24 protein-coding genes and 1 pseudogene are annotated in these 20,712 nt (G+C 69.8%); 11 read left to right on the forward strand and 14 right to left on the reverse strand.

What is annotated here, in order from left to right; genetic code table 11:
• Window positions 1-21: 21 nt before the first annotated feature.
• A complete protein-coding gene (locus ACQCO7_RS24765) occupies window positions 22-846 on the reverse strand; it encodes a DUF3558 domain-containing protein (protein WP_464073884.1) in 825 nt (274 codons plus the stop codon).
• A gap of 242 nt (window positions 847-1,088) precedes the next feature.
• Here ACQCO7_RS24765 and ACQCO7_RS24770 point away from each other — a divergent pair, with 242 nt between their 5' ends.
• Entirely contained in the window at window positions 1,089-2,282 is a 1,194-nt protein-coding gene (locus ACQCO7_RS24770) for an RtcB family protein (RefSeq protein ID WP_464073885.1), read from the forward strand.
• A gap of 83 nt (window positions 2,283-2,365) precedes the next feature.
• Here the strand turns inward: ACQCO7_RS24770 and ACQCO7_RS24775 are convergent, their stop codons facing one another.
• The gene (locus tag ACQCO7_RS24775; protein ID WP_464073886.1) at window positions 2,366-2,587 is read right to left on the reverse strand and encodes a hypothetical protein; all 222 of its coding nucleotides are present in this window, start codon (window positions 2,585-2,587) and stop codon (window positions 2,366-2,368) included.
• Window positions 2,587-3,351: an SDR family NAD(P)-dependent oxidoreductase gene (locus ACQCO7_RS24780; protein ID WP_464073887.1), complete on the reverse strand. Its 765-nt coding sequence runs from the start codon at window positions 3,349-3,351 to the stop codon at window positions 2,587-2,589. The genes ACQCO7_RS24775 and ACQCO7_RS24780 overlap by 1 nt, the downstream gene beginning before the upstream one ends.
• Window positions 3,352-3,505: 154 nt before the next feature.
• Between ACQCO7_RS24780 and ACQCO7_RS24785 the strand changes: the two genes are divergently transcribed.
• Entirely contained in the window at window positions 3,506-3,997 is a 492-nt protein-coding gene (locus ACQCO7_RS24785) for a hypothetical protein (protein ID WP_464073888.1), read from the forward strand.
• A 152-nt stretch (window positions 3,998-4,149) separates the two neighbouring features.
• On the opposite strand, the gene ACQCO7_RS24790 is transcribed toward ACQCO7_RS24785, so the two are convergent.
• Entirely contained in the window at window positions 4,150-4,563 is a 414-nt protein-coding gene (locus ACQCO7_RS24790) for a winged helix-turn-helix transcriptional regulator (RefSeq protein ID WP_464073889.1), read from the reverse strand.
• A gap of 129 nt (window positions 4,564-4,692) precedes the next feature.
• Between ACQCO7_RS24790 and ACQCO7_RS24795 the strand changes: the two genes are divergently transcribed.
• A complete protein-coding gene (locus ACQCO7_RS24795; RefSeq protein ID WP_464073890.1) occupies window positions 4,693-5,577 on the forward strand; it encodes an NADP-dependent oxidoreductase in 885 nt (294 codons plus the stop codon).
• Between the two features lie 104 nt (window positions 5,578-5,681).
• Here ACQCO7_RS24795 and ACQCO7_RS24800 read toward each other — a convergent pair.
• Window positions 5,682-5,876, reverse strand: a pseudogene (locus ACQCO7_RS24800) (DUF6597 domain-containing transcriptional factor); the annotation flags it as partial.
• Window positions 5,877-5,965: 89 nt separating this feature from the next.
• On the opposite strand from ACQCO7_RS24800, the gene ACQCO7_RS24805 reads away from it, so the two are divergent.
• The 4 genes from ACQCO7_RS24805 (at window position 5,966) to ACQCO7_RS24820 (ending at window position 10,003) form a co-directional block, all read left to right on the forward strand.
• On the forward strand, window positions 5,966-7,105 hold the full coding sequence (locus tag ACQCO7_RS24805) for an LLM class flavin-dependent oxidoreductase (RefSeq protein ID WP_464073891.1): 1,140 nt from the start codon (window positions 5,966-5,968) through the stop codon (window positions 7,103-7,105).
• Window positions 7,102-7,710, forward strand: coding sequence for an FMN reductase (locus ACQCO7_RS24810; RefSeq protein ID WP_464073892.1), 609 nt, complete (start codon window positions 7,102-7,104; stop codon window positions 7,708-7,710). The genes ACQCO7_RS24805 and ACQCO7_RS24810 overlap by 4 nt, the downstream gene beginning before the upstream one ends.
• Window positions 7,711-7,858: 148 nt before the next feature.
• Window positions 7,859-8,590 carry a response regulator transcription factor gene (locus ACQCO7_RS24815; protein WP_464073893.1) on the forward strand — a complete coding sequence of 244 codons (732 nt, stop codon included), beginning with the start codon at window positions 7,859-7,861 and terminating at the stop codon, window positions 8,588-8,590.
• Window positions 8,591-10,003, forward strand: coding sequence for a sensor histidine kinase (locus ACQCO7_RS24820; protein WP_464073894.1), 1,413 nt, complete (start codon window positions 8,591-8,593; stop codon window positions 10,001-10,003).
• A gap of 93 nt (window positions 10,004-10,096) precedes the next feature.
• Here ACQCO7_RS24820 and ACQCO7_RS24825 read toward each other — a convergent pair whose 3' ends face one another.
• The 3 genes from ACQCO7_RS24825 to ACQCO7_RS24835 are packed head-to-tail and all read right to left on the reverse strand — an operon-like array spanning window position 10,097 to window position 12,110.
• Window positions 10,097-11,230: an alpha/beta hydrolase gene (locus ACQCO7_RS24825; RefSeq protein ID WP_464073895.1), complete on the reverse strand. Its 1,134-nt coding sequence runs from the start codon at window positions 11,228-11,230 to the stop codon at window positions 10,097-10,099.
• 14 nt (window positions 11,231-11,244) lie between these two features.
• The gene (locus ACQCO7_RS24830) at window positions 11,245-11,595 is read right to left on the reverse strand and encodes a hypothetical protein (protein ID WP_464073896.1); all 351 of its coding nucleotides are present in this window, start codon (window positions 11,593-11,595) and stop codon (window positions 11,245-11,247) included.
• A 14-nt stretch (window positions 11,596-11,609) separates the two neighbouring features.
• Entirely contained in the window at window positions 11,610-12,110 is a 501-nt protein-coding gene (locus ACQCO7_RS24835; RefSeq protein ID WP_464073897.1) for a TetR/AcrR family transcriptional regulator, read from the reverse strand.
• 77 nt (window positions 12,111-12,187) lie between these two features.
• On the opposite strand from ACQCO7_RS24835, the gene ACQCO7_RS24840 reads away from it, so the two are divergent.
• Window positions 12,188-13,477 carry an ArgE/DapE family deacylase gene (locus ACQCO7_RS24840; protein ID WP_464073898.1) on the forward strand — a complete coding sequence of 430 codons (1,290 nt, stop codon included), beginning with the start codon at window positions 12,188-12,190 and terminating at the stop codon, window positions 13,475-13,477.
• Between the two features lie 166 nt (window positions 13,478-13,643).
• On the opposite strand, the gene ACQCO7_RS24845 is transcribed toward ACQCO7_RS24840, so the two are convergent.
• The 3 genes from ACQCO7_RS24845 to hemL all read right to left on the reverse strand — a co-directional run bounded on the left by ACQCO7_RS24845 (window position 13,644) and on the right by hemL (window position 17,125).
• The gene (locus ACQCO7_RS24845; RefSeq protein WP_464073899.1) at window positions 13,644-14,972 is read right to left on the reverse strand and encodes a polysaccharide deacetylase family protein; all 1,329 of its coding nucleotides are present in this window, start codon (window positions 14,970-14,972) and stop codon (window positions 13,644-13,646) included.
• 153 nt (window positions 14,973-15,125) lie between these two features.
• Window positions 15,126-15,809, reverse strand: coding sequence for a histidine phosphatase family protein (locus ACQCO7_RS24850; protein ID WP_464073900.1), 684 nt, complete (start codon window positions 15,807-15,809; stop codon window positions 15,126-15,128).
• Entirely contained in the window at window positions 15,806-17,125 is a 1,320-nt protein-coding gene (hemL, locus tag ACQCO7_RS24855; RefSeq protein ID WP_464073901.1) for a glutamate-1-semialdehyde 2,1-aminomutase, read from the reverse strand. The genes ACQCO7_RS24850 and hemL overlap by 4 nt, the downstream gene beginning before the upstream one ends.
• A gap of 394 nt (window positions 17,126-17,519) precedes the next feature.
• Between hemL and ACQCO7_RS24860 the strand changes: the two genes are divergently transcribed.
• Window positions 17,520-18,158, forward strand: coding sequence for a hypothetical protein (locus ACQCO7_RS24860; RefSeq protein ID WP_193555087.1), 639 nt, complete (start codon window positions 17,520-17,522; stop codon window positions 18,156-18,158).
• Between the two features lie 72 nt (window positions 18,159-18,230).
• On the opposite strand, the gene ACQCO7_RS24865 is transcribed toward ACQCO7_RS24860, so the two are convergent.
• Genes ACQCO7_RS24865 through ACQCO7_RS24875 form a run of 3 tightly spaced genes read right to left on the reverse strand, consistent with a single transcriptional unit; the run spans window position 18,231 to window position 19,177 of the window.
• Window positions 18,231-18,554 (reverse strand): hypothetical protein, encoded by a 324-nt coding sequence (locus ACQCO7_RS24865; protein ID WP_464073902.1) that lies wholly within the window; start codon window positions 18,552-18,554, stop codon window positions 18,231-18,233.
• A 12-nt stretch (window positions 18,555-18,566) separates the two neighbouring features.
• On the reverse strand, window positions 18,567-18,824 hold the full coding sequence (locus tag ACQCO7_RS24870) for a hypothetical protein (RefSeq protein ID WP_464073903.1): 258 nt from the start codon (window positions 18,822-18,824) through the stop codon (window positions 18,567-18,569).
• Complete coding sequence (locus ACQCO7_RS24875) at window positions 18,824-19,177, reverse strand: hypothetical protein (protein ID WP_464073904.1); 354 nt, start codon at window positions 19,175-19,177, stop codon at window positions 18,824-18,826. Before ACQCO7_RS24875 ends, ACQCO7_RS24870 begins: the two co-directional genes overlap by 1 nt.
• Window positions 19,178-19,608: 431 nt before the next feature.
• On the opposite strand from ACQCO7_RS24875, the gene ACQCO7_RS24880 reads away from it, so the two are divergent.
• Together ACQCO7_RS24880 and ACQCO7_RS24885 are read left to right on the forward strand one after the other, a co-directional pair.
• Window positions 19,609-20,463: a helix-turn-helix domain-containing protein gene (locus ACQCO7_RS24880; protein WP_464073905.1), complete on the forward strand. Its 855-nt coding sequence runs from the start codon at window positions 19,609-19,611 to the stop codon at window positions 20,461-20,463.
• A gap of 4 nt (window positions 20,464-20,467) precedes the next feature.
• Window positions 20,468-20,665 carry a DUF397 domain-containing protein gene (locus tag ACQCO7_RS24885; protein ID WP_464073906.1) on the forward strand — a complete coding sequence of 66 codons (198 nt, stop codon included), beginning with the start codon at window positions 20,468-20,470 and terminating at the stop codon, window positions 20,663-20,665.
• Window positions 20,666-20,712: the final 47 nt, after the last annotated feature.

Raw genomic sequence — 20,712 nt, forward strand, 5'->3', positions numbered from 1 at the left:
GGCGGGTGCCGGGGCCGTCGGTCAGCCGAGCCTGTCGGCCAGTTGAGCCGCGAGTTTCCGGGCCTTGTCCTGCATTTCCTCGCTGTCCGGGGCCGTGCCGAGGGTCGCCGGCTGCTCCTCGTACTGGACCGTCACGATCACGTTGGACGTGCGGAACGCCACAGTCACCGTGCGCTGCTTGGCCGTCGAGCCGGAGCTGGTGAGGGCGTCGTCGATGAACGCCTCGTCGCCGAGGTCGTCCAGGACGCGGGGCTGTACCTCTGCGGTAGGGGTGGTGGGGGAGGGGGACGCGCTCGTGCTGGGGGAGGCGCTGGAGGCGGGAGTACCACTGGGGGTGGGGGTACCGGGGGTACTTGAGGGGGAGGCGAGGGTCGGGGTCGGGCTCGGGGACACCGGGGCCGGGAGGTCCGCCGCGTCCTGCTTCTTCGCGAACAGCGTCTGCGCCTGTGTGTCGTCGCTCACGGCGTTGTCGTACGAGACCACGCGCTCGAAGTCCACCGACAGGTGGTCCGTCGCCGCCGTCGACTCCACCTTCCAGCGGCAGCCGACCCGGCGGTCCGTGTCGTACGTCAGGGTGGGGGTACCCGCGTACGCCTTCTGCTGCTGCGCCGGGTCCATGAGCTGCTTGATGCCCGGCAGGAGGGCGTCCAGCGTGCCTCGGGCGACCGCGCCGCACGCCTCCGGGAGCGTCGCGTACCGGCCCGGCTGCGCCGCCGCGCTCGTCGTACCGCTGTCGCCCGGGTTCGAGTTGTCCGTCGAGCCGCCGCCGCCCGAGCCGCCTGTGCAGCCGGCCAGCAGCGCCACGAGAAGGGCTGCCGCGCCGGGGACGTACGCCTTGCGCTGCACGGGGGCTCCTTAAGGGTGATCCCTGCGAGGGTTGTGCCGGTGGGGGGTTCCAGTGTCCCCCGCCGGGAATTTCGGTTGCCGGGCGAGGGTGGCACCTGACGACAATGTGTATCGCACGCGACACCTCGGACGCCGGTCCGGCATCCGTTTCGTCGGCTCTGACGCCGGTTTTGCGTATCCGGTCCTGTGGCGTTCTTTGTCGTGTTCGCGAGCTTTTCTGTTGCTGGGGGAATGAGGAAGTCATGTCGTACGTGGAGATGCCGGGCGCGCGGGTGCCCATTCGGATGTGGACCGACCCCGCCGCCGTCGAGGACGTCGCGCTCCAGCAGTTGCGCAACGTCTCGACGCTGCCGTGGATCAAGGGGCTCGCCGTCATGCCCGACGTCCACTACGGCAAGGGGGCGACCGTCGGGTCCGTCATCGCGATGCAGGGGGCCGTGTGCCCCGCCGCGGTGGGGGTCGACATCGGGTGCGGGATGTCCGCCGTCAGGACGTCGCTGACCGCCAATGACCTGCCGGGGGATCTGTCTCGGCTGCGGTCCAAGGTGGAGGCGGCGATTCCGGTGGGGCGGGGGATGCATGACGAAGCCGTCGATCCGGGGCAGTTCCATGGGGTCGCGACTTCTGGGTGGGACGGGTTCTGGGGGCGGTTCGACGGGGTGGCCGACGCGGTGAAGTTCCGGGAGGAGCGGGCCGTGAAGCAGATGGGGACGCTCGGCGGGGGCAATCACTTTGTCGAGATTTGTGTAGATACGTCGGATTCGGTCTGGCTGATGCTGCACTCCGGTTCCCGCAACATCGGCAAGGAACTCGCCGAGCACCACATCGGGATCGCGCAGAAGCTGCCGCACAACCAGGGACTTGTCGACCGGGACCTTGCCGTCTTCGTCTCCGACACCCCGCAGATGGCCGCCTACCGCAACGACCTCTTCTGGGCTCAGGAGTACGCGAAGTACAACCGGACGCTGATGATGGCCCTGCTCAAGGACGTCGTCCGCAAGGAGTTCAAGAAGGCCAAGCCGACCTTCGAGGCGGAGATCTCCTGCCACCACAACTACGTGGCGGAGGAGCGGTACGACGGGATGGACCTGCTGGTGACCCGCAAGGGCGCGATCCGGGCCGGGTCCGGGGACTACGGGATCATCCCGGGGTCCATGGGTACGGGGTCCTACATCGTGAAGGGGCTCGGGAACCCGCTCGCCTTCAACTCCGCGTCCCACGGGGCCGGTCGGCGGATGAGCCGCAACGCCGCCAAGCGGCGGTTCTCCGTCGCCGATCTGGAGGAGCAGACTCGGGGAGTGGAGTGCCGTAAGGACTCCGGGGTCGTCGATGAGATTCCGGGGGCTTACAAGCCCATCGACCAGGTCATCGATCAGCAGCGGGATCTGGTGGAGGTCGTGGCGAAGCTGAAGCAGGTGGTGTGCGTCAAGGGGTGAGTACCTGAGTAGTACGGGGGTAGCCCTTGGGGTCCCGGGGAGGTTTTCCCGGGGCCCCTTCGTGCGTCGTGGGGTGTACGGAGTTACTTCGCGTGGCGTACGGCGTAGATCATGACGAAGGCGATGATGTGGATGACGAAGAAGAAGTAGGCGAGGTAGATCCAGACCTGGCGTTCGTTCTTCGTCTCCCGGGCCAGGCGGCGGAGTTCCGCGGCGCGTTCCGGGGTGACCTCGGGTGGGGTTTCCGGGGCGGGGGACGGTGTGGGCTCCGGGTGGGTCTGTGGGTCCTCTTGGTGGTCCGGCATCAGAGTTCCCGGTGGACCTTCGTGTTGGATGCCTGGGCGCGGGGGCGGAGGACCAGGAGGTCCACGTTCACGTGGCTGGGGCGGGTGACCGTCCAGGTGATCGTGTCCGCCACGTCGTCCGCGGTGAGGGGGTCCGCCACTCCCTCGTACACCTTCGCCGCCCTCTCCTTGTCGCCGCCGAAGCGGGTCAGGGCGAACTCGTCCGTCTTCACCATCCCGGGGGCGATCTCGATGACGCGGACCGGCTTGCCGACGATCTCCAGGCGGAGGGTCTCCGCGAGGACGTGGGCGCCGTGTTTCGCCGCGACGTAGCCGGCGCCGCCCTCGTACGTGCCGTGGCCCGCCGTCGAGGAGACGATCACGATCGTGCCGTCGCCGCTCGCCTCCAGCTTGGGGAGGAGGGCCTGGGTGAGGTTCAGGGTGCCGATGACGTTCGTCTCGTACATCGTGCGCCAGTCGTCCGGGTTACCGGTCGCCACCGGGTCGCTGCCGAGGGCTCCGCCCGCGTTGTTGACCAGGACGCCGATCCTCTCGAACGCCGTCGCGAACTCGTCCACGGCCGCGCGGTCCGTGACGTCCAGGGTGTACGCCGTCGCCGCGCCGCCCGCGTCCGTGATCTCCTTCGCCAGCGCCTCTATCCGGTCCTCCCTCCTCGCGGTGAGGACCACTCGGTAGCCGGCCTCCGCCAGCTTGCGGGCGGTCGCGGCGCCGATACCGCTGCTGGCGCCGGTGACTACGGCGATGCGGGACGCGGGGGAGGGCATGTACGACTCCTGGGGTGGGGCGGGCGTGGCTCTTCCAGGGTAGGTGGGGGTGGCTGTGGTTTGTCGGGTGTGCTTCACCTGTTGGGCGGTGCCTGTCCTGTGGGGTCTGTGGGATACATCCCCGTACGACCTTCGGTGGACCGAGGAGTGATGTATGCGCAGGGTTCTGACGGCTGTGGTGGCTGTGGTGGCGGGTTCGGTGTTCGGGGGTGGGGTGGCGGTGGCTGGTCCTCAAGGGGGAGGGGTATGGGGGGTGGCTCCTGAGGCTGACCTCTCGTATCACGGGGCCGCTGTCATGGGCGGGGGGCGGATGGAGGTGCGGGTCGCTCCGCGCAATCACGGGCCCTCGGGCGTTGCCGACTCCGCCGTGCGGCTGCGGTGGTCCGTGCCGCTTGCCGCGGGGACGCAGGGGTTGCCCGGTGGGTGTGTGCGGGTGGGGACCGCGGAGGTGGTGTGCCGTACGGGGGCGCTCGCGGCGGACGCGGCGGGGGAGCGGATCGAGGTGGGGGTACGGCTGCGGGGGCGGCCCGAGGAGGTCGTACTGGAGGTGGAGACGGTGTGGAGCGGGGGGACGGTGGACCGGAACCGGGAGAACGATCGGCAGCGGGTGTTGGTGCTGGATACGGGGGACGTCTACTACTTCTGAGGGACGGGGGCGCGGGGTCTCGGAGGCGGGGCGCTTCTGCGGTGCGGGGCGGTGGTGTGCCTCTTCACGCCTCCCCGCGTCAGGTTTTCGGCCTGCTCAAGGCTCCGCGTCGAGTTCCCGGCCTCGGGCCGTCCGCCTCAGCCGTCGGTCCCTCAAGCCGTTCGGTGGGTTTCCTCCGTGTCGTAGTTCTGCCGGGCCGCGTGGACCTCGTCCATGTGGGTTTCCGCCCAGTCCTTCACGGCTGTGAGGAGGTGGGCGAGGCTGTGGCCCAGCGGGGTCAGTTCGTAGTCGACCCGGATCGGGACCGCGGGGGTCAGTTCGCGGGTGAGGATGCCGTCTCGTTCCAGGGCGCGGAGCGTCTGCGTGAGCATCTTGGGGCTCACGCCGGCCAGTTTGCGGGCCAGGCCGCTGTAGCGGAGGGGGCCGGGGGCCAGCGCGCAGACGACCAGGCTGGCCCATTTGTCGCTGAGGCGGGCCAGGAGCTGGTTCGTGGGGCAGCCCTTGATGAACGCGTCGTACTCGTCGCGTGCCTGAGCGCGGCGCTGGGCCGCTGTCATGGTCGCCATGGCTCACCTTCCGGGGAGGTACGCACTCCTGGGTAACTACTTCCCGTCGGATAGTAACTGTTCCTAGGGTCGTGGCAGCGAGTCGGGGGAGATTCCCCAAGTCGACCTGGAAATAAGGGAGTTGCTGTCATGCGTGCTGTCGTGGTCCGGGAGTTCGGCGGTCCGGACGTCGTGAAGGTCGTCGAGACCGAGGTGCCCGAGCCGGGTGCGCGGGAGGTGCGGATCAGGGTGGGCGCCGCCGCGCTGAACCCCGTCGACGTCGCCGTACGGAGTGGGATGTTCGGGGGTGCCGGGAAACAGGTGGGGCTCGGGTGGGACGTCGCCGGAGTGGTGGACGCGGCCGGGGTCGCGAGCGTGTGGGCGCCGGGCGACCGGGTCGTGGCTCTCGATCACGGGATCACCCGACCGCTGGGCGCGCAGGCGGAGTTCGTGGTCGTCCCCGTCGACGCGGTCGCCGTCGCGCCGGTCGGGGTCGACGAAGTGCCCGCGTCCACCTTGCCGTTGAACGGGCTGACCGCACTCCAGGGCCTGGACGCGCTGGAGTTGAGGGCCGGGCAGTCGTTGCTGGTGACCGGGGCCGCCGGGGGTGTGGGGGCGTTCGCCGCTCAACTCGCCGCGCATCGGGGGGTGTCGGTGACGGGGCTCGCGCGGGAGCGGGACGCTGAGTACGTCCGGGGGCTCGGGGGCGTGGAGTTCACCGCTTCCGTGGAGGGCGGGTTCGACGCGGTGTTCGACACGGCCGTGCTCGGGGAGACCGCGCTGGGGTGGGTGCGGGACGGGGGCGTCTACGTGGGGGTGATGCCGCAGGGGGAGCCCGCTTCCGTGCGGGGCGTCCGGACCTCCGCCGTGCAGGTCGTCGCGGACGGGGCGCAGTTGGCCGGGCTGGTGAAGTTGATGGAGGAGGGCGTGCTGACGACCCGGGTCGCCGGGACGTACACGCTGGAGGAGGCGGGCGCCGCGCACGCGCGGTTCGCGGAGGGCGGGGTCGGGGGGAGGCTCGTGCTGGTTCCGTAGGGGGATGGTCGTACGGCTTCAGCCGAGGGCCTGGACGTACGCCTCCGGGGGTACCCCCGGGGTATGCCGGTCAGCTCCGCGTACGGTGCGCCCCCGTCCTCGTCCCACTGGAAGGTGACGTTGATCGCCGGGTGAGGGATCACTCTGGAGGTGTACGCGGTAGGAAGGTCCCAGTCGATCAGCCAGTACCGCTCGATGTATGGGCGCAGGGGCGGCGCGGGGTGCCGGCGGCGGAAGTGGACGTGGGTGAGGAGGGTCGCCGGGTCGACGATGCCTCGGGTGTCCTGGGGGGCCGCCATGGGGGGATCGTATGCCTGGGAATACCGCTGGAGAGGGACGCGTTTCGGCGGTATAGTTCAAGCGTCAACTACTTGGAGAGTGAGCGGGCATGCAGTTCGGGATCTTCACCGTCGGGGATGTCACGCCCGACCCCACGACCGGGCGGACGCCGAGCGAGCGGGAGCGGATCAAGGCGATGGTCGCCATCGCCCTCAAGGCGGAGGAGGTCGGGCTCGACGTCTTCGCGACCGGGGAGCACCACAACCCGCCGTTCGTGCCGTCCTCGCCGACCACCATGCTCGGGTACGTCGCCGCGCGGACCGAGAAGCTGATCCTCTCCACCTCCACGACGCTGATCACCACGAACGACCCGGTGAAGATCGCCGAGGACTTCGCGATGCTCCAGCACCTCGCCGACGGGCGCGTCGACCTGATGATGGGGCGCGGGAACACGGGGCCGGTCTATCCGTGGTTCGGGCAGGACATCCGCGAGGGCATCAACCTCGCGATCGAGAACTACGCGCTGCTGCGGCGGCTGTGGCGCGAGGACGTCGTGAACTGGGAAGGGAAATTCCGTACGGCGCTCCAGGGATTCACGTCCACGCCCCGGCCGCTCGACGACGTTCCGCCGTTCGTCTGGCACGGGTCCATCCGGTCGCCGGAGATCGCGGAGCAGGCCGCTTATTACGGGGACGGGTTCTTCCACAACAACATCTTCTGGCCGGCCGATCACACGAAGCGGATGATCGAGCTGTACCGGGCGCGGTTCGCCCACTACGGGCACGGGACGCCGGAGCAGGCGATCGTCGGACTCGGCGGCCACATCTTCATGCGGAAGAACTCGCAGGACGCGATCCGGGAATTCCGGCCGTATTTCGATGTCGCGCCGGTGTACGGGCACGGGCCCTCGCTGGAGGACTTCTCCGCGCAGACCCCGCTGACCGTGGGGACGCCGGAGCAGGTCATCGAGAAGACGCTGCGTTTCCGGGAGTACGCCGGGGACTACCAGCGGCAACTGTTCCTCGTCGACCATGCCGGGCTGCCGTTGAAGACGGTGCTCGAACAGCTCGACATGCTGGGCGAAGAGGTCGTTCCGGTGTTGCGGAAGGAATTCGCCGTGGGGCGCGGGGCGGATGTTCCCGAGGCGCCCACGCACGAATCGCTGCTGGCCGCGAAGAACTCGGCGAAGAACACCACGAACAACACCACGAACAACACCGCGAAGAACTCCGAGGAGGCCGCCGTATGAAACTCGTCGTCGTTTCCGCCGGGCTGAGCGTTCCCTCGTCCACGCGGCTGCTCGGGGAACGGCTCTCCGCCGCCGTCGAGCGGACCGTACCCGGTGTCGAGGTGGAATTCGTCGAGCTGCGGGAACTCGCCGTGGAGATCGCGCACGCATTCGTGAACGGATTTCCGGGGACCGGACTGCGGGCCGCATTCGACTCCGTCGTCGGGGCCGATGCGCTGATCGCGGTCACCCCCGTCTTCTCGGGCTCGTACAGCGGCCTGTTCAAGTCCTTCTTCGACCTCCTGGACAAGGACTCCCTCGCCGGGAAGCCGGTCCTGGTCGCGGCGACGGGCGGCACGGCCCGCCACTCCCTCGTCCTCGACCACGCCCTGCGCCCCCTCTTCTCCTACCTCCGCGCCGTCGTCCTGCCGACCGGCGTCTACGCGGCCTCGGAGGACTGGGGCGCGGAGGGCCTGCCGGCCCGCATCGAGCGGGCGGCCGGGGAACTGGGCGCGCTGCTCCAGGGCTCCTCCGGGGTACGGCCGCCACGGCCCAGGGACGAGTTCGCCATCGACGTACCGTTCGCGGAGCGGCTGGCGGCGCTCGGCGGGGGCGGTCCGGAGTGACCGTCGGCCCGTATTCGTCCTACGGACCGCGCGTTTCCGCGATTTCCGGGGTTCGGTTGTCTTCGGGACGGTGAGAGGCAGGTAAAAAGGGTGATCGTCATGCCGGTCGTCGCGGTGGGATAGGCGTTCGGCTTGGCAGACTGGACGGGTGCCTCAGACCGTGTTGCTTGCCGAAGACGACCGAGCCATCCGCCATGCCCTGGAGCGGGCGCTGACGCTGGAGGGATATCAGGTCACGGCGGTGGCGGACGGTGTGGAAGCGCTCGCGCACGCGCACAAGTCGCCGCCGGACGTGCTGGTGCTCGACGTGATGATGCCCGGGATCGACGGGCTCCAGGTGTGCCGGGTGCTGCGGGCCGAAGGGGACCGGACGCCGATCCTCATGCTGACCGCGCTGGTCGAGACCGCTGACCGGATCGCCGGACTCGACGCCGGGGCCGACGACTACGTCGTCAAGCCCTTCGACGTCGAGGAGGTCTTCGCGCGGCTCCGGGCGCTGATGCGGCGCAGCGGCACAGGTGCCGTCCCCGCCGCCCCGTCCGGCGCCGTCCCCGTGCCGAAGGAGCCCCCCGTGTCCGACCGGCACATCGAGGCCGCCGGCCTGCGGATGGACCCCCAGGCCCGCCGGGCCTGGCGCGGAGCGCGGGAACTCGAACTCACCCGGACCGAATTCGAACTCCTCGAACTCCTTGTCCGGAATTCGGGGATCGTCCTCGACCATTCCACTATTTACGACCGTATCTGGGGATACGACTTCGGCCCCGGTTCGAAGAATCTCGCCGTCTATGTGGGATATCTGCGGCGGAAACTCGACGAGCCCGGTGCACCTCAGCTGATTCACACCGTCCGAGGTGTGGGGTACGTCCTCAGGGAGGACTGAGTGGACCGGCTGCGCCGGCTGCTCGTCCACCGGCGTCCGGGGCTCGCCGCGCTCGGTACGACGTTCGCCGTGTCGTTCGCGGCGGTCACCGCGGTCGTGACGATGCTGGTCGGCATCCTGTCGTACAACGCCGCCGCGCGGCTCGTCCGGGTCGACCAGCAGACCGTGTTCAGCGAGGTCGTCCAGGACCTGCGCGACGAGGTCCGGCAGCAGAAGATGACGCCGGAGGACTTCTCGTCGTCCGCGCCCGGACACGACCTGGTGCGGCCCGCCCGTACGAACGTGCAGGTGCTCGGTTCCGGCGGCCAGGTCGTCGACCCCGGCCAGCCGAAGCTGCCCGTCACCGACGCGGACCGGGAGATCGCGGCGGCCAAGGTCTCCGGAACTCTCGTCGAGCACAAGGACGTCGACGTCGGCAACGACGTCTACCGCGTCGCCACCGTCTCCCTCGGGCGGGGCTGGGGCGCCGTCCAGGTCGCCCAGGAGTTCAGCGGTACCGAGGACTTGCTGCGCAACCTCCAGCAACGCACCTTCCTCCTCATGGGAGTTGTCGTCACCGCCGCCGGGCTTTTCGGCTGGTGGCTGGCCCGCCGGATCACTCGGCGGCTCGTCGTCCTCACCATGGCCGCCGAGGACGTCGCCCGAACTCGCAGGCTGGGCATCCAGGTTCCGGTCACCGGGTACGACGAGGTCGGGCGGCTCGGCCGCGCCTTCGACCGTATGCTCGGGCGGCTCGCGCAGTCCGAGGAGGACCAGCGCCGGCTCGTCCAGGACGCCGGGCACGAGCTGCGTACGCCGCTGACCTCACTGCGTACGAACATCTCCCTGCTGCGCCGGATAGACGAACTCCCGCTCTCCACAAGGGAAGAGCTGGTCGCCGACCTCGGGCAGGAGGCGCGCGAGCTGACCGACCTCGTCAACGAGCTCGTCGACCTCGCGGCGGGGCAGTCCGACACCGAGCCGCCCCAGCGGGTCGATCTCGCGGACATCGCCGAGGAGGTCGCCGGGGTCGTACGGCGGCGCAGTGGGCGCGACATCGTCGTACGCGTCAGTGGTGACACGACGACCGACGGGCGGCCGGGGCTGTTGCAGCGGGCCGTGTCCAACCTGGTCGAGAACGCGACCAAGTTCGACCGGGACGGGAAGGGGCCGATCGAGATCAGCGTGACCGGGCCCGCGCGGCCCGGGACCGTGCGGGTCGAGGTGCTCGACCGGGGGCCGGGGATCGCGGAGGACGATCTGATGCGGGTGTTCGACCGGTTCTACCGGGCGGCTGATGCGCGGTCGTTGCCGGGGTCGGGGCTGGGGCTGTCGATCGTGCGGGAGGTGGCGTTGTCGCATGGGGGGACGCCGTACGCGCATCGGCGGGCCGGGGGTGGGTCGGTGATCGGGTTCACGGTCGGGGGTGGGTGAGGGGTCGGCGACAGGGCCGGGTGGGGGTTCGGTCGGTGTGAGGGGTGGGTGAGGGGTCGGACGGCGTCAGGCCGGGTGAGGGGTCGGTCGGTGTCAGGGGTGGGTGAGGCGGTGCAGGGCGTCGAGTACGGGGGGTGCGAGCGTGTCCGGGTGGGTGGTGTCGTGCAGCAGGTGGTCCACTTCCGGTAGCGTCACGCGGCCCGGGCCGGTGGTCTGCGCGTGACGTAGGGCTGTGGTCAGGGCGTTCGTCGTGGCGCAGGGGATCTGGGCGTCGTTCGTGCCGCATGTCAGCAGGACCCTGGTTCCCGGGCGGAGTGCTGCTGCGGCGTCCGGTGGGTGGATGGCGTCGTCGCCCCGGACGAACCGGGCGTTGGGGCCCTGGAACGCCTCGAAGAGCCGGGCGATCGCGGGGGGCAGGTCGGTGGTGTCGACCGGGCGGTGTGCGCGCAGGGCGGTGACGGCGGTGTCGATGGCCGTGTCGATGGCGCGTTGCTGGTCCGGGGTGAACTGGCCCTGCCGGGTCGCCTCGGCGACCTGGGCCTTCAGCTGGAGCGCGATCAGGTCCAGCAGGCGGATCGCCTGTGGTTGCAGGAGCGCGAGGCCCGCCGGGCGTGGGTGGACGGTGCCGCCCAGCAGGAGTGCCGTCAGGGCGCCCTCGCTGTGTCCGACGATCAGCAGCGTGTGCGGGTCGGTCTCCGGCTGGTCGCGCAACACCTCGTAGGCGGCCTGTGCCTGGCGGACGAAGGCCGGGTGGTCGAGGTTCTCCGGGTGGTCCCGGTAGGCGCCGAGTCCGGTGCGGCCGGTGCCGTACTTGTCGAACCTCAGCGTGGCGATCCCGTCCCCGCTGAGGGCGTCCGCCAGTTGGGACAGGGTGTTCGGCGTGTACGTGGGGGGCTGGTTGCCGTCGCGGTCGGTGGGGCCGCTGCCGGGTAGTAGGAGGGCCGCCCGTAGCCGTTGTCCGGCGCGGTGTCGGGGGATGTGCAGGGTGCCGTATGTGGTGGTGCCGTCGGTTGTGAAGGCGATCTCGCGGGTGGTGGCGGGTACGGGGGTGGTGGCGGTGTGGGGGTGGGTGCGGGTGCGTTGTGGCTGGTCGCGCAGTTCCCCGCGCCCCTGAGGTGGGTGGGGGTAGCTGTTGGTTTGGTGAGTGCGGGTGGCGCTCGCCGGGCTCGCCGGGGTTGCCGTGGCTGTGGTCAGTGCCAGCACAGCTGCTGCTAAGTGGCGGAGCATCGGGGCACCTCCCTTCAGGCCAGGGCCTTTTCGACCAGGGCGACCGTTGCGCGGGGGTCGTCTACCTGGAGGACCAGGCGTGTGTAGCGCTCGTCGGCCAGTTCGATCACTACGGCCTTCGACGGGTCCTTGACGTCCCAGAAGATTTTTTCGCCGTCCTGGTGGAAGGTGCCTGCCGTGATCACGCCGGGGACGTGGGAGCCCGGCGCGCGGATTCCCTTGGGGTCCGTGGTGATGCCGGGGTCGGCTGTCGCGCCTCGGACGTTGGTCAGGGGGATCGTCAGGCTGCTCTTGAAGGCCCAGAGCTTGTCGAGGCCCTCGATCACGACGACCAGGTCGTCGCCGTCGATGCGTATCAGTGCCATACCGGGTTCCCTTTTCAGGTGAGAGGGCCGAGGTGCCGGGTCAGTGCGGTGGCGACGCCGTCGGGGGTGCCGCGCAGGAGGATGCCCAGCGCGGCGGCGGTGAGTGCGGCGGCCAGGTCGGCGGGGACGCCGAGCGCGTCGGCGATCGCCCGGTCGACGGTGGCCAGCGCGGCCGTCACTTCGGACGCGACCTCCTCGTCGACCGGGGCGCGTTCGACCGCCGCGAGGAGCAGCAGGCCGAGGTCGGCCGACGTGACGAGCCGCAGTACGGTCGCGGCGTCCGGTGCGCCGGCCAGGGCGTCGAGCAGCGGGCGGACGTCGTCGGCGAGGTGGCGGCGCAGCGCGATCAGGTAGAGGCCGCGTTTGCTGCCGAACGTCTTGTACAGGCTGTTGCGGTGCACGCCGAGGTGGCTGACGAGGTCGTCGACGGACACGCCGTCGTACGCGCGCCCGCCGAACAGGTCCACGGCGGCGCGTACCGCCTCGTCCTCGTCGAATGCTCTTGGCCTGCCCATGCCCTCTACGGTAGACAGTTGAGGAACGATCGGTCAAGAACGATCGTTCCTTAATCGGTCTCGTACCTGGGAGGGATGTGCGCGTGTACACCGAGGCGGAGGCCGCTGTGCTGGCGGCGGTCGATGAAGCGGCGTTGGGGCGGACCTTGATGGAGCTGGTCGCCGTGCCGAGTGTGACGGGGAGTGCGGCCGAGTCGGAGATCCAGCGGGTGCTGGCGCGGAAGCTGGAGGGGCTGGGGGCTGCCGACGTCGATCTGTGGGCCATGGATCTGGGGGAGTTGTACGCCGATCCGGGGTTTCCCGGGCTTGAGGTGGAGCGGGACGAGGCGTGGGGGCTGGTGGGGTACTTCGGAGGGCCCGGGGAGAGCGGTGCGGGGAAGCGGGCCGGGCTGATACTTCAGGGCCACGTCGACGTCGTACCTGCGGGGGACCCTGGCGCCTGGGACGGGGACCCCTTCGTGCCCCGGGTGCGGGGGGATCTCGTGTACGGGCGCGGGGCCTGTGACATGAAGGCCGGGATCGCCGCGCAGCTCGCCGTGCTGGGGGCCCTGCGGGAGTCCGGGGTGCGGCTTCGGGGGCGGCTCGGGGTGCACTTCGTCGTGGGGGAGGAGGACGGGGGGATCGGGGCGTTCGGCACGTTGAAGCGGGGGCACACCGGGGGTGCCTGCGTCATCTCCGAGCCGACCGGGGGGACCGTCGTCACCGCCAACGCCGGGGCGCTGACCTTTCGGCTCGCCGTCAACGGGCTTGCGGCGCATGCCAGTTCGCGGGAGCAGGGGGTGAGTGCGGTCGATGCGTTTCTGCCGGTTCACCGGGCGCTGGGGGAGCTTGAGGCCGAGCGCAATCGGGACGTCGATCCGTTGCTCGCCGAGTACCCGATTCCTTACGCGCTCTCCGTCGGGACCGTCCGTGCCGGTGACTGGGCCAGCAGCGTGCCGGATCTCCTTGTCGCCGAGGGGCGGTTGGGGGTGCGGCTCGGGGAGGAGCCCGCGCTCGCGCGTGCCGCGTTCGAGGCGCGGGTCGCCGAAGTCTGCGCCCGGGACGCGTGGTTGAAGGACCACCCCGTGGAAGTCACCTGGCCCGGAGGGCAGTTCGCCAGCGGACGGCTTCCCGCCGGGCACCGGCTCCTGGGCCTCGTCCAGCGCGCCCACGCCGACGCGAACGGGGGTGCCGTACCGCGTGAGCGCGGCGCGACGTACGGCAGCGACCTCCGCCATTACGCCGGGGCCGGGATTCCCACGCTCCAGTTCGGGCCCGGGGACATCGGCGTCGCGCACAGTGCGCGGGAGGCGGTGTCGGTGAGGGAGACGGTGGGGGTGGCCAGGGCGCTGGCGCTGGCGGTGGTGCGGGAGCTGGGGACGGTGTGAGGGGCGGCGCGCACTCCCCCGTACGGCGCGCACTCCGACGTACCGCGCGCTCCGGCGACGTACCCCGCGCGCATCCCGACGTACCCCGCCCAGCGCCACGTACCCCGCGCACCCCCCGTACCGTACGCAGCCCGTCGTACCCGTGTAATACCTCCGAGCCACCCGCCTAGAAAGCCGCCGTCGACCCCATGGTCTGGGTACTGGTACCCGTACCCCCGGCGGATGTCCCCGCCGTGGTCCCCTTGCTCTCCGTCATGAACGTCTTCCAGCCGCCCGCCGGGGCCTGGCCGACGTCCAGGGTGCGCAGCTTCTCCAGGATCTCCGGCTTCTGGACGTCTATCCAGTCGGTGAACTGGCGGAAGGAGACCAGCCGTACGTCGGCGCCCTTCTCCTTCTCCGCGGCGATGTGCTTGAAGGCCTCCTCGACGGAGTCCATGTAGATGCCGCCGTTCCAGTGTTCGAAGTGGTTGCCGATGAAGAAGGGGGCGCGGTTGGTGGTGTACGCGCGCTCGAAGCCCTGGATGTAGGCGCCGGCGGACTGCTTGCGCCAGCCCGGGTAGTTGTGGGCCGGGGCCTTCGTGGAGTTGAGGGACTGGTTGGCCATCATGTTGTAGTCCATGGACAGGACCTCGAACTTGCGGCCGGGGAAAGGTATCGCCTGGAGCGGGAAGTCCCAGACGCCGTGTCGTTTCTTCGGCCAGACCTGGCGGCCACCCGGCGAGGACGCGTCGTAGCGCCAGCCCAGCTCACGGGCGGTCGGCAGGAGGTTGTCCTGGCCGAGGAGGCACGGCGTACGCGCGCCGACCAGCTCCTTGTCGTAGTCGAACGGCAGCGACGGAAGGTCGGTCCACCCCGTGTTCGTCCGCCACTCCTTGACGAACGCCTTCGCCTGGTCGATCTCGCTGCGCCACTGCTTGGCCGTCCACCACTTCACCGAGCCGTGCGCCTCACCGCAGAAGTGCCCGTTGAAGTGGGTGCCTATCTCGTGCCCCTCCAGCCAGGCGCGGCGGACGTTCGTGAGGGTCGCCTTGACGTGGTCGTCCGAGAGGTAGCCGATGTCGGAGGCGCCGCGCCGGTTGTTCGGCGGCTCGTACAGCCGCTTCTTGCCCTCCGGCAGCAGGTAGAGCCCGGAGAGGAAGAACGTCATGGACGCGCCGTGCTCCCTGGCGAGGTCCAGGAAGCGGGGGAAGAGGCCGTTGCCGACCTCGCCCGCGCCGTCCCAGGAGAAGACCACGAACTGCGGCGGCTCCTCGCCCGCCTCCAGCGGCACGGGCTTGGCCGGCTGGTGCGGCTGCTTGCCGGTGAACGACGTCGAGCCGTCCCCGATCGGCTTTGCCTGCGCGCTGGGACTGGCGCTGCCCTTGGGGGAGCCGCTCGCGGAGGGGCCGCCGTCCCCGGAGTCGGATCCGGAGGAGGTGCCGCAGCCGGTCAGTCCCGCTGCCGCGGCGGCGCCCGCACCGAGTCCGAGGGCTCCCCGTCGGGTGAGATTGCGCATGGAGCTGTCCCGTTCGTCGCATTGTCTCTGGTGGGTCACTCATTCAGAGGACGTATCGAACGACGAGGTTCCCGGAGAAGTTCCGGGTTTGGTAACAGGAGCAACCTTTTTCAGCCGCCGCCACAAGAGCGAACAGCCGTTACAGCAAGATCCTTACGCGCCGAACGCCTTGTCCTTACCCTTCACCGGCTTCGCACCCGCACGCAGATGCGCGGGCACCAGGTCGATCGCGGGCTCGGAGTACCCGACGGAGACGATGCGGTCCCCCTGGTACGTGAAGGTCGTCAGCGAGGCCAGCGTGCACTGCCGCTTGCGCGGGTCGTGCCACAGGCGGCGGCGCTCGACGTACGAGCGCACGATCCAGATCGGCAGCTGGTGGCTGACCAGCACGGCTTCGTGCCCGCGCGCCTGGTCGCGCGCCGCGTCCAGCGCGCCCTTCATCCGGACCACCTGGTCGACGTACGGCTCTCCCCAGGACGGCTTGAACGGATTGACGAGATGCGGCCAGTTGCCCGGTTTCCTGAGCGCGCCGTCGCCGACGCCGAACGTCTTGCCCTGGAAGAAGTTCCCCGCCTCGATCAGCCGCGCGTCGGACGCGAGGTCCAGGCCGTGCGCCTTCGCGATCGGGGTCGCCGTCTCCTGCGCGCGCTCCAGCGGGGACGCGACGACGTACGTGACGTCCCGGTTCGCGAGGTGCTCGGCGACCCGGTCGGCCATCTGCCGTCCCAGCTCGGAGAGGTGGTACCCGGGCAGGCGGCCGTACAGGATGCCGTCCGGGTTGTGCACCTCGCCGTGCCGCATCAGGTGGACGACGGTGAGTTCCTTGGCTGTGCTCATGCTGCCGTGGCCTCCGCGGCTGCTCTGGCCGCCGCCGGGAGGGCGTCGGCGATCTTCTGTACGGCGCGCTCGTCGTGCGCCGTCGACACGAACCACGACTCGAACGACGACGGCGGCAGGTAGACGCCGTTCGCCAGGAGGGAGTGGAAGAACGCGGTGAACCGGTACGACTCCTGCGCCTTCGCGTCCTCGTAGTCGCGCACCGGACGGTCGGTGAAGAACACCGAGAACATGGTGGAGGCGCTCTGCACGGTGTGCGCGACGCCCTCCTTGGTCAGCGCCTGCGAGACGAGCGCCTGGATCTGCTCCGATACGGCGCCGAGCTTGTCGTACGCCGCGTCGTCGAGCAGCCGCAGCTGGGCGAGACCGGCGGCCGTCGCGACCGGGTTACCGGAGAGGGTGCCCGCCTGGTACACCGGGCCGGCGGGGGCCAGGTACGCCATGACGTCCTCCCTGCCCCCGAACGCCGCCGCCGGGAAGCCGCCGCCCATCACCTTGCCGAAGGTCATCAGGTCCGGTACGACGCCGTCGACGCCGAACCAGCCCGCCCGGCTCGTACGGAACCCCGTCATCACCTCGTCCGAGATGTACAGCGCGCCGTTCTCCGTACACAGGTCCTTCAGGCCCTGGTTGAAGCCCGGCAGCGGCGGTACGACGCCCATGTTGCCCGGCGACGCCTCCGTGATCACGCACGCGATCTCGCCCGGGTGCAGGCGGAACGCCTCGCGTACGGCGTCGAGGTCGTTGTAGGGGAGGACGATCGTGTCGCCGGCCTGCGCGCCCGTGACGCCCGGGGTGTCCGGGAGGGCGAACGTGGCTACGCCGGAGCCCGCCGCCGCGAGCAGCGCGTCCACGTGGCCGTGGTAGCAGCCGGCGAACTTCACGACCTTCGCGCGGCGGGTGAAGCCTCGGGCCAGGCGGATCGCGGACATCGTCGCCTCGGTGCCGCTGGAGACCAGGCGGACCTGTTCCAGGGGGGCGATGCGGGCCGTCATCTCCTCCGCGAGCGCGACCTCTCCCTCGCCGGGGGTGCCGAAGGAGGTGCCCCTCGCGACGGCTTCCTGTACGGCGGCGATGACCTCCGGGTGGGAGTGGCCCAGGATCATCGGACCCCAGGAGCAGACCAGGTCCACGTACTCGCGGCCGTCGGCGTCCGTGAGGTAGGGGCCGGTGCCGGAGACCATGAAGCGGGGGGTGCCGCCGACGGCCTTGAAGGCGCGGACCGGGGAGTTCACGCCGCCCGGGGTGACGGTGGAGGCGCGGTCGAAGAGGGCCTGGGAGGCGGGGGCGGTGTAGGGGTAGGGGGGTTCGGTCATGGCCTGGGGCTTCTCCGGCTTGCTGGGGGCGGGGTGGGGCGGGGTGGAACCTTCTCAGGGTAGGCCAGGGGGTTCGGGAACTCGGGGCGGGTGGCGGGGGTTGTGAGGTGGGGATCTTGGTGCCCCGGGGGTGTCGTCCGGGTGTTCCGCGTGGGCCGGGGCAGGTGTCGGCGGGGCCCCCGTCGCCGTATCTCCGGGCAGTGTTCGGGATCTGAGAAACTGGGATCTGATACATACAGCTCACACGGGCCGTACTGAACGGGGACCGGGACGATCCCGCGGACAGGATGTTTCACCGCACGTTTCGGCGGGCGGCCGTGGGGGAGGTCACTGACACGATGATCGGGTTGCGCGGGCGGTACCGCGCGTCCTAGAAAAGCAGTCGGGTGGAGATATGCATCGCGGTGGCGGACTGGGCGAGGGGACCGATGACCTGGGTCCTCGTCGTGCCCGGCGGGGAAGGCACCGGCGCGACGCGGAGGAAACAGACGAAGCGCAGCAGACATTTCAGGCACAGAGCGAGTCCGAGGAGATCGGTCGGCTGATCCGACCCCGGACCGACCGCCTCACGGCGGGGAGCGGGAACGGTGGTCGGGTGGGCGTGACGTACAAGTACTTCGGTGCCCCCGACGGCGCTACGGCGGCCCGCGTCCCCATCTCGATGCGGCCCGAGGAACTCGGCGGCGACGAGCTGGGCATGAACGGCATGTTCACGAAGATCAAGCCGGAGACGATGGCGGCGATGGTCCTCACGGGCATCGAGGGCGTCCCCCTCCATAAAGTCCCGCCCCTCGAACTCGTCGTCCTCCACCCCGACTACGCGGTCGTCAAGCTGCCGATGACGGTCGTCGATCCCCTCCGGGACATAGGCGAGGAGGCGGTCGGGGCGGCGGCCTTCATCTGGTCGACGGTTCCTGATCGTGGGGGGCCTCGGGATGCGTTCAATGTGTATCAACTGCTGCATGAGTGGCAGGACTTCAGTCATCGGTTGCATGAGGCGGGGCATCAGCCTTATTGCTTGGTTTGGCCCTGAGCGGGGGTTTCTCGGGCGTACCGGGTGCCTCCGCCCGAAAGTGGAGGCACCTCCAAGGGGCCTGTCTGTCCGTTACTCGTACCGCTCCCACGTATGCCCGCCCCGATGCCCCTCGGCCAGCCAGCACGCGTCCTGCTGCGCGGGGCTTCTGGAGTGGCAGTGGGCCATGTGCCGGGCCTCGGCGCCACCGGCGGCGGACCAGGTGGCCCAGACCGCGCCGCCGTCCTGCGGGTGCAACTCGCGCAGGAGGGCCGCGTGGTCGCCGTGCGGGTGCTTGTCGAGTTCGCAGGTGACGAGGTCGGCGACGGGTTCTTCGTAGGCACAGCCGTGGGGGAAGGCCAGCGCGGCGGTCCGCAGGTCTTCCGGCACGGTGAGGGAAACGCGACAGGTCGTCATCACATCCACCTCTCAGTACCGGCGCAGGGCCGACGTGTTCTTCCGGCACTCGGCCCGGCTCGACTCGGGTACGACGAGTACGGCCGTCCCGTCGTCGAGCACCTGGCAGAGCTGCGCGTGCAGCACCTCCGCCTCGGCGGGGGAGAGCGTGAGGACGACGTCGGTGTCGTACACCCGCGTACGGCTCACCCACAGGTCGACGGCGATGTTCCCGTCCCCGTCCCGCCGTACGGGCTTGCTGGGCACCCGGCGGATCTGCGTCCCGCCCATCAGGCGGCCACCTTGACCCGGGTCCCGACGCGGTGACCGTGGATCACCTCGGGGCCGACGTCGATCCCGTCGAGCGCGAGGACCAGCGCGCGGCGGCGCATCCGTTGCTCGTGGGCGAGGAGGTAGGGGCGGACGCGGGCCGCGAGAGGGGTGGGGGGCCGGTGGGTGGTGCGGCGGCGGTTGAGGAGGTGGCGGGGTACGGGGATCTCGGCGCCGGCGATGCGGAGGGCGGGGCGGGGGAGGGGCGCGGGCAGGGTGGGGACGAGGAGGTGCGCGAAGCAAGTGAGGAGGAGGGCGGCGGCCTGGACGAGGGCTCGCGCGGGGCCGGGCGGGCGCCCGGTACGGTGATGCATGTTGACGCTCCTGTGAGGCGTTGGCCATGCCCCGGGGTGCCGCAGACACCGCCGGGGCGCTTGGCGTTGCGTGGTAGTCGGTTGATTACCGCGTGACACCAAGGTAGCGGGAATCTTTATGACGCATCAAGGTTGATGCGCAAGTTGGTTGGTTTGGCATATGCCTGTAGGAGGGGGCTCGCCTCGGGGACGGCGTCGAGTACCCGACAGCAACAGCCGGTGAACTACTCACCCACACTTGAGTAGCCGCACCCAGGTGGAGCGCGGCGACCGCAAGGGCGACCCTGCGCGGCAAGAAGCGCGACGTGCACCGGGCTCGCGACGTTGCGGGCGGGAAGTTCGACAACCTGGTGTGAGCTCTACAGTCGTAGGGATACGCCGACCCAACCGGGTTGCGCGTCAACGTCAATGGGTCCGCGAGGAGAGACACCTTGCCCGTGCGAAAGCCCCCCACCGCCCGTCAACGCCGCCTCGGCGCCGAGCTGCGCCGGATGCGTGAGCACGTCGGGCTCTCCCTCACCGATGCAGCCACGCTGCATCGGGTGGACAAGACCGCGATCAGCAACACGGAGTCGGCCAGGTTCGGGGTGAGTTCTGATCGGGTGCGGGTGTGGGCCACCAACTACTCGTGCCCCGATCAGGGTTACGTGGATGCACTGGCGGACATGGCCAGGGAGCGAAGCAGTTCCCACTGGTGGGACAAGTACCGGGACTCCATGGCCTCGTTCATGCTCGACCTGGTCGAGATGGAGCATCACGCCGTCGGCCTGAGGCACGTGCAGATCACCCATCTTCCGGGGCTGTTGCAGTGCGAGGACTATGCAAGGGCAGTCTTCGAAGAGGCCGTCCCGCCGCTGACTCCCGATGCACTCGACCTCCACGTCGAGTTCCGGATGCAACGCCGTTCTCTCCTCGACCGGCCGGAGCCGCCTGCCTGCTCGTTCCTCCTCCACGAAGCGGCGCTGCGGATGCTCTTCGGTGAACGCTTGGTTCTCCAACGGCAGTTGGAGGAGCTGTTGAATCAGTCCGAGCGGGAATCGGTGACCCTGCGGGTGGTGCCGTTCGCGGCTGGCGGTTTTCCCAGCGCGGGCAGTTCCACGCTGTACGCGAGCGGTCCCGTACGGCAACTTGACACCGTGCAGATCGATGTCCCATACGGCGTTGCCTTTCTGGACTCTGAGACCCACCTCGCCAACTACCGTACGGTGCTTGACAGGTTGGAGCAGCGTTCCCTGAAGCCGGGGCCGTCGCGGGACTTCATCCGCAAGATAAAGAACGATCTATGAGAGCGTGAGGACGTTGGAGATTCAGTGGCGTAAGTCGTCGTACTCCGAACAGGCGGGCAACTGCCTGGAGCTGGCCGTGGTCGACGGACAGATTCTGGTCCGGGAGAGCGACGAGCCCGGCGTGATCGTCAGCACGACGCGCACCAAGCTCGCGGCATTTCTGGCGGGGGCCAAGGCTGGGGAGTTCGACGACCTAGTGTGAGTTTGGATGGCTTCAAGCTCCTGGTAGAAATGGGCTATCAGCGATGG

This window comes from Streptomyces saintjeani, assembly GCF_055409605.1.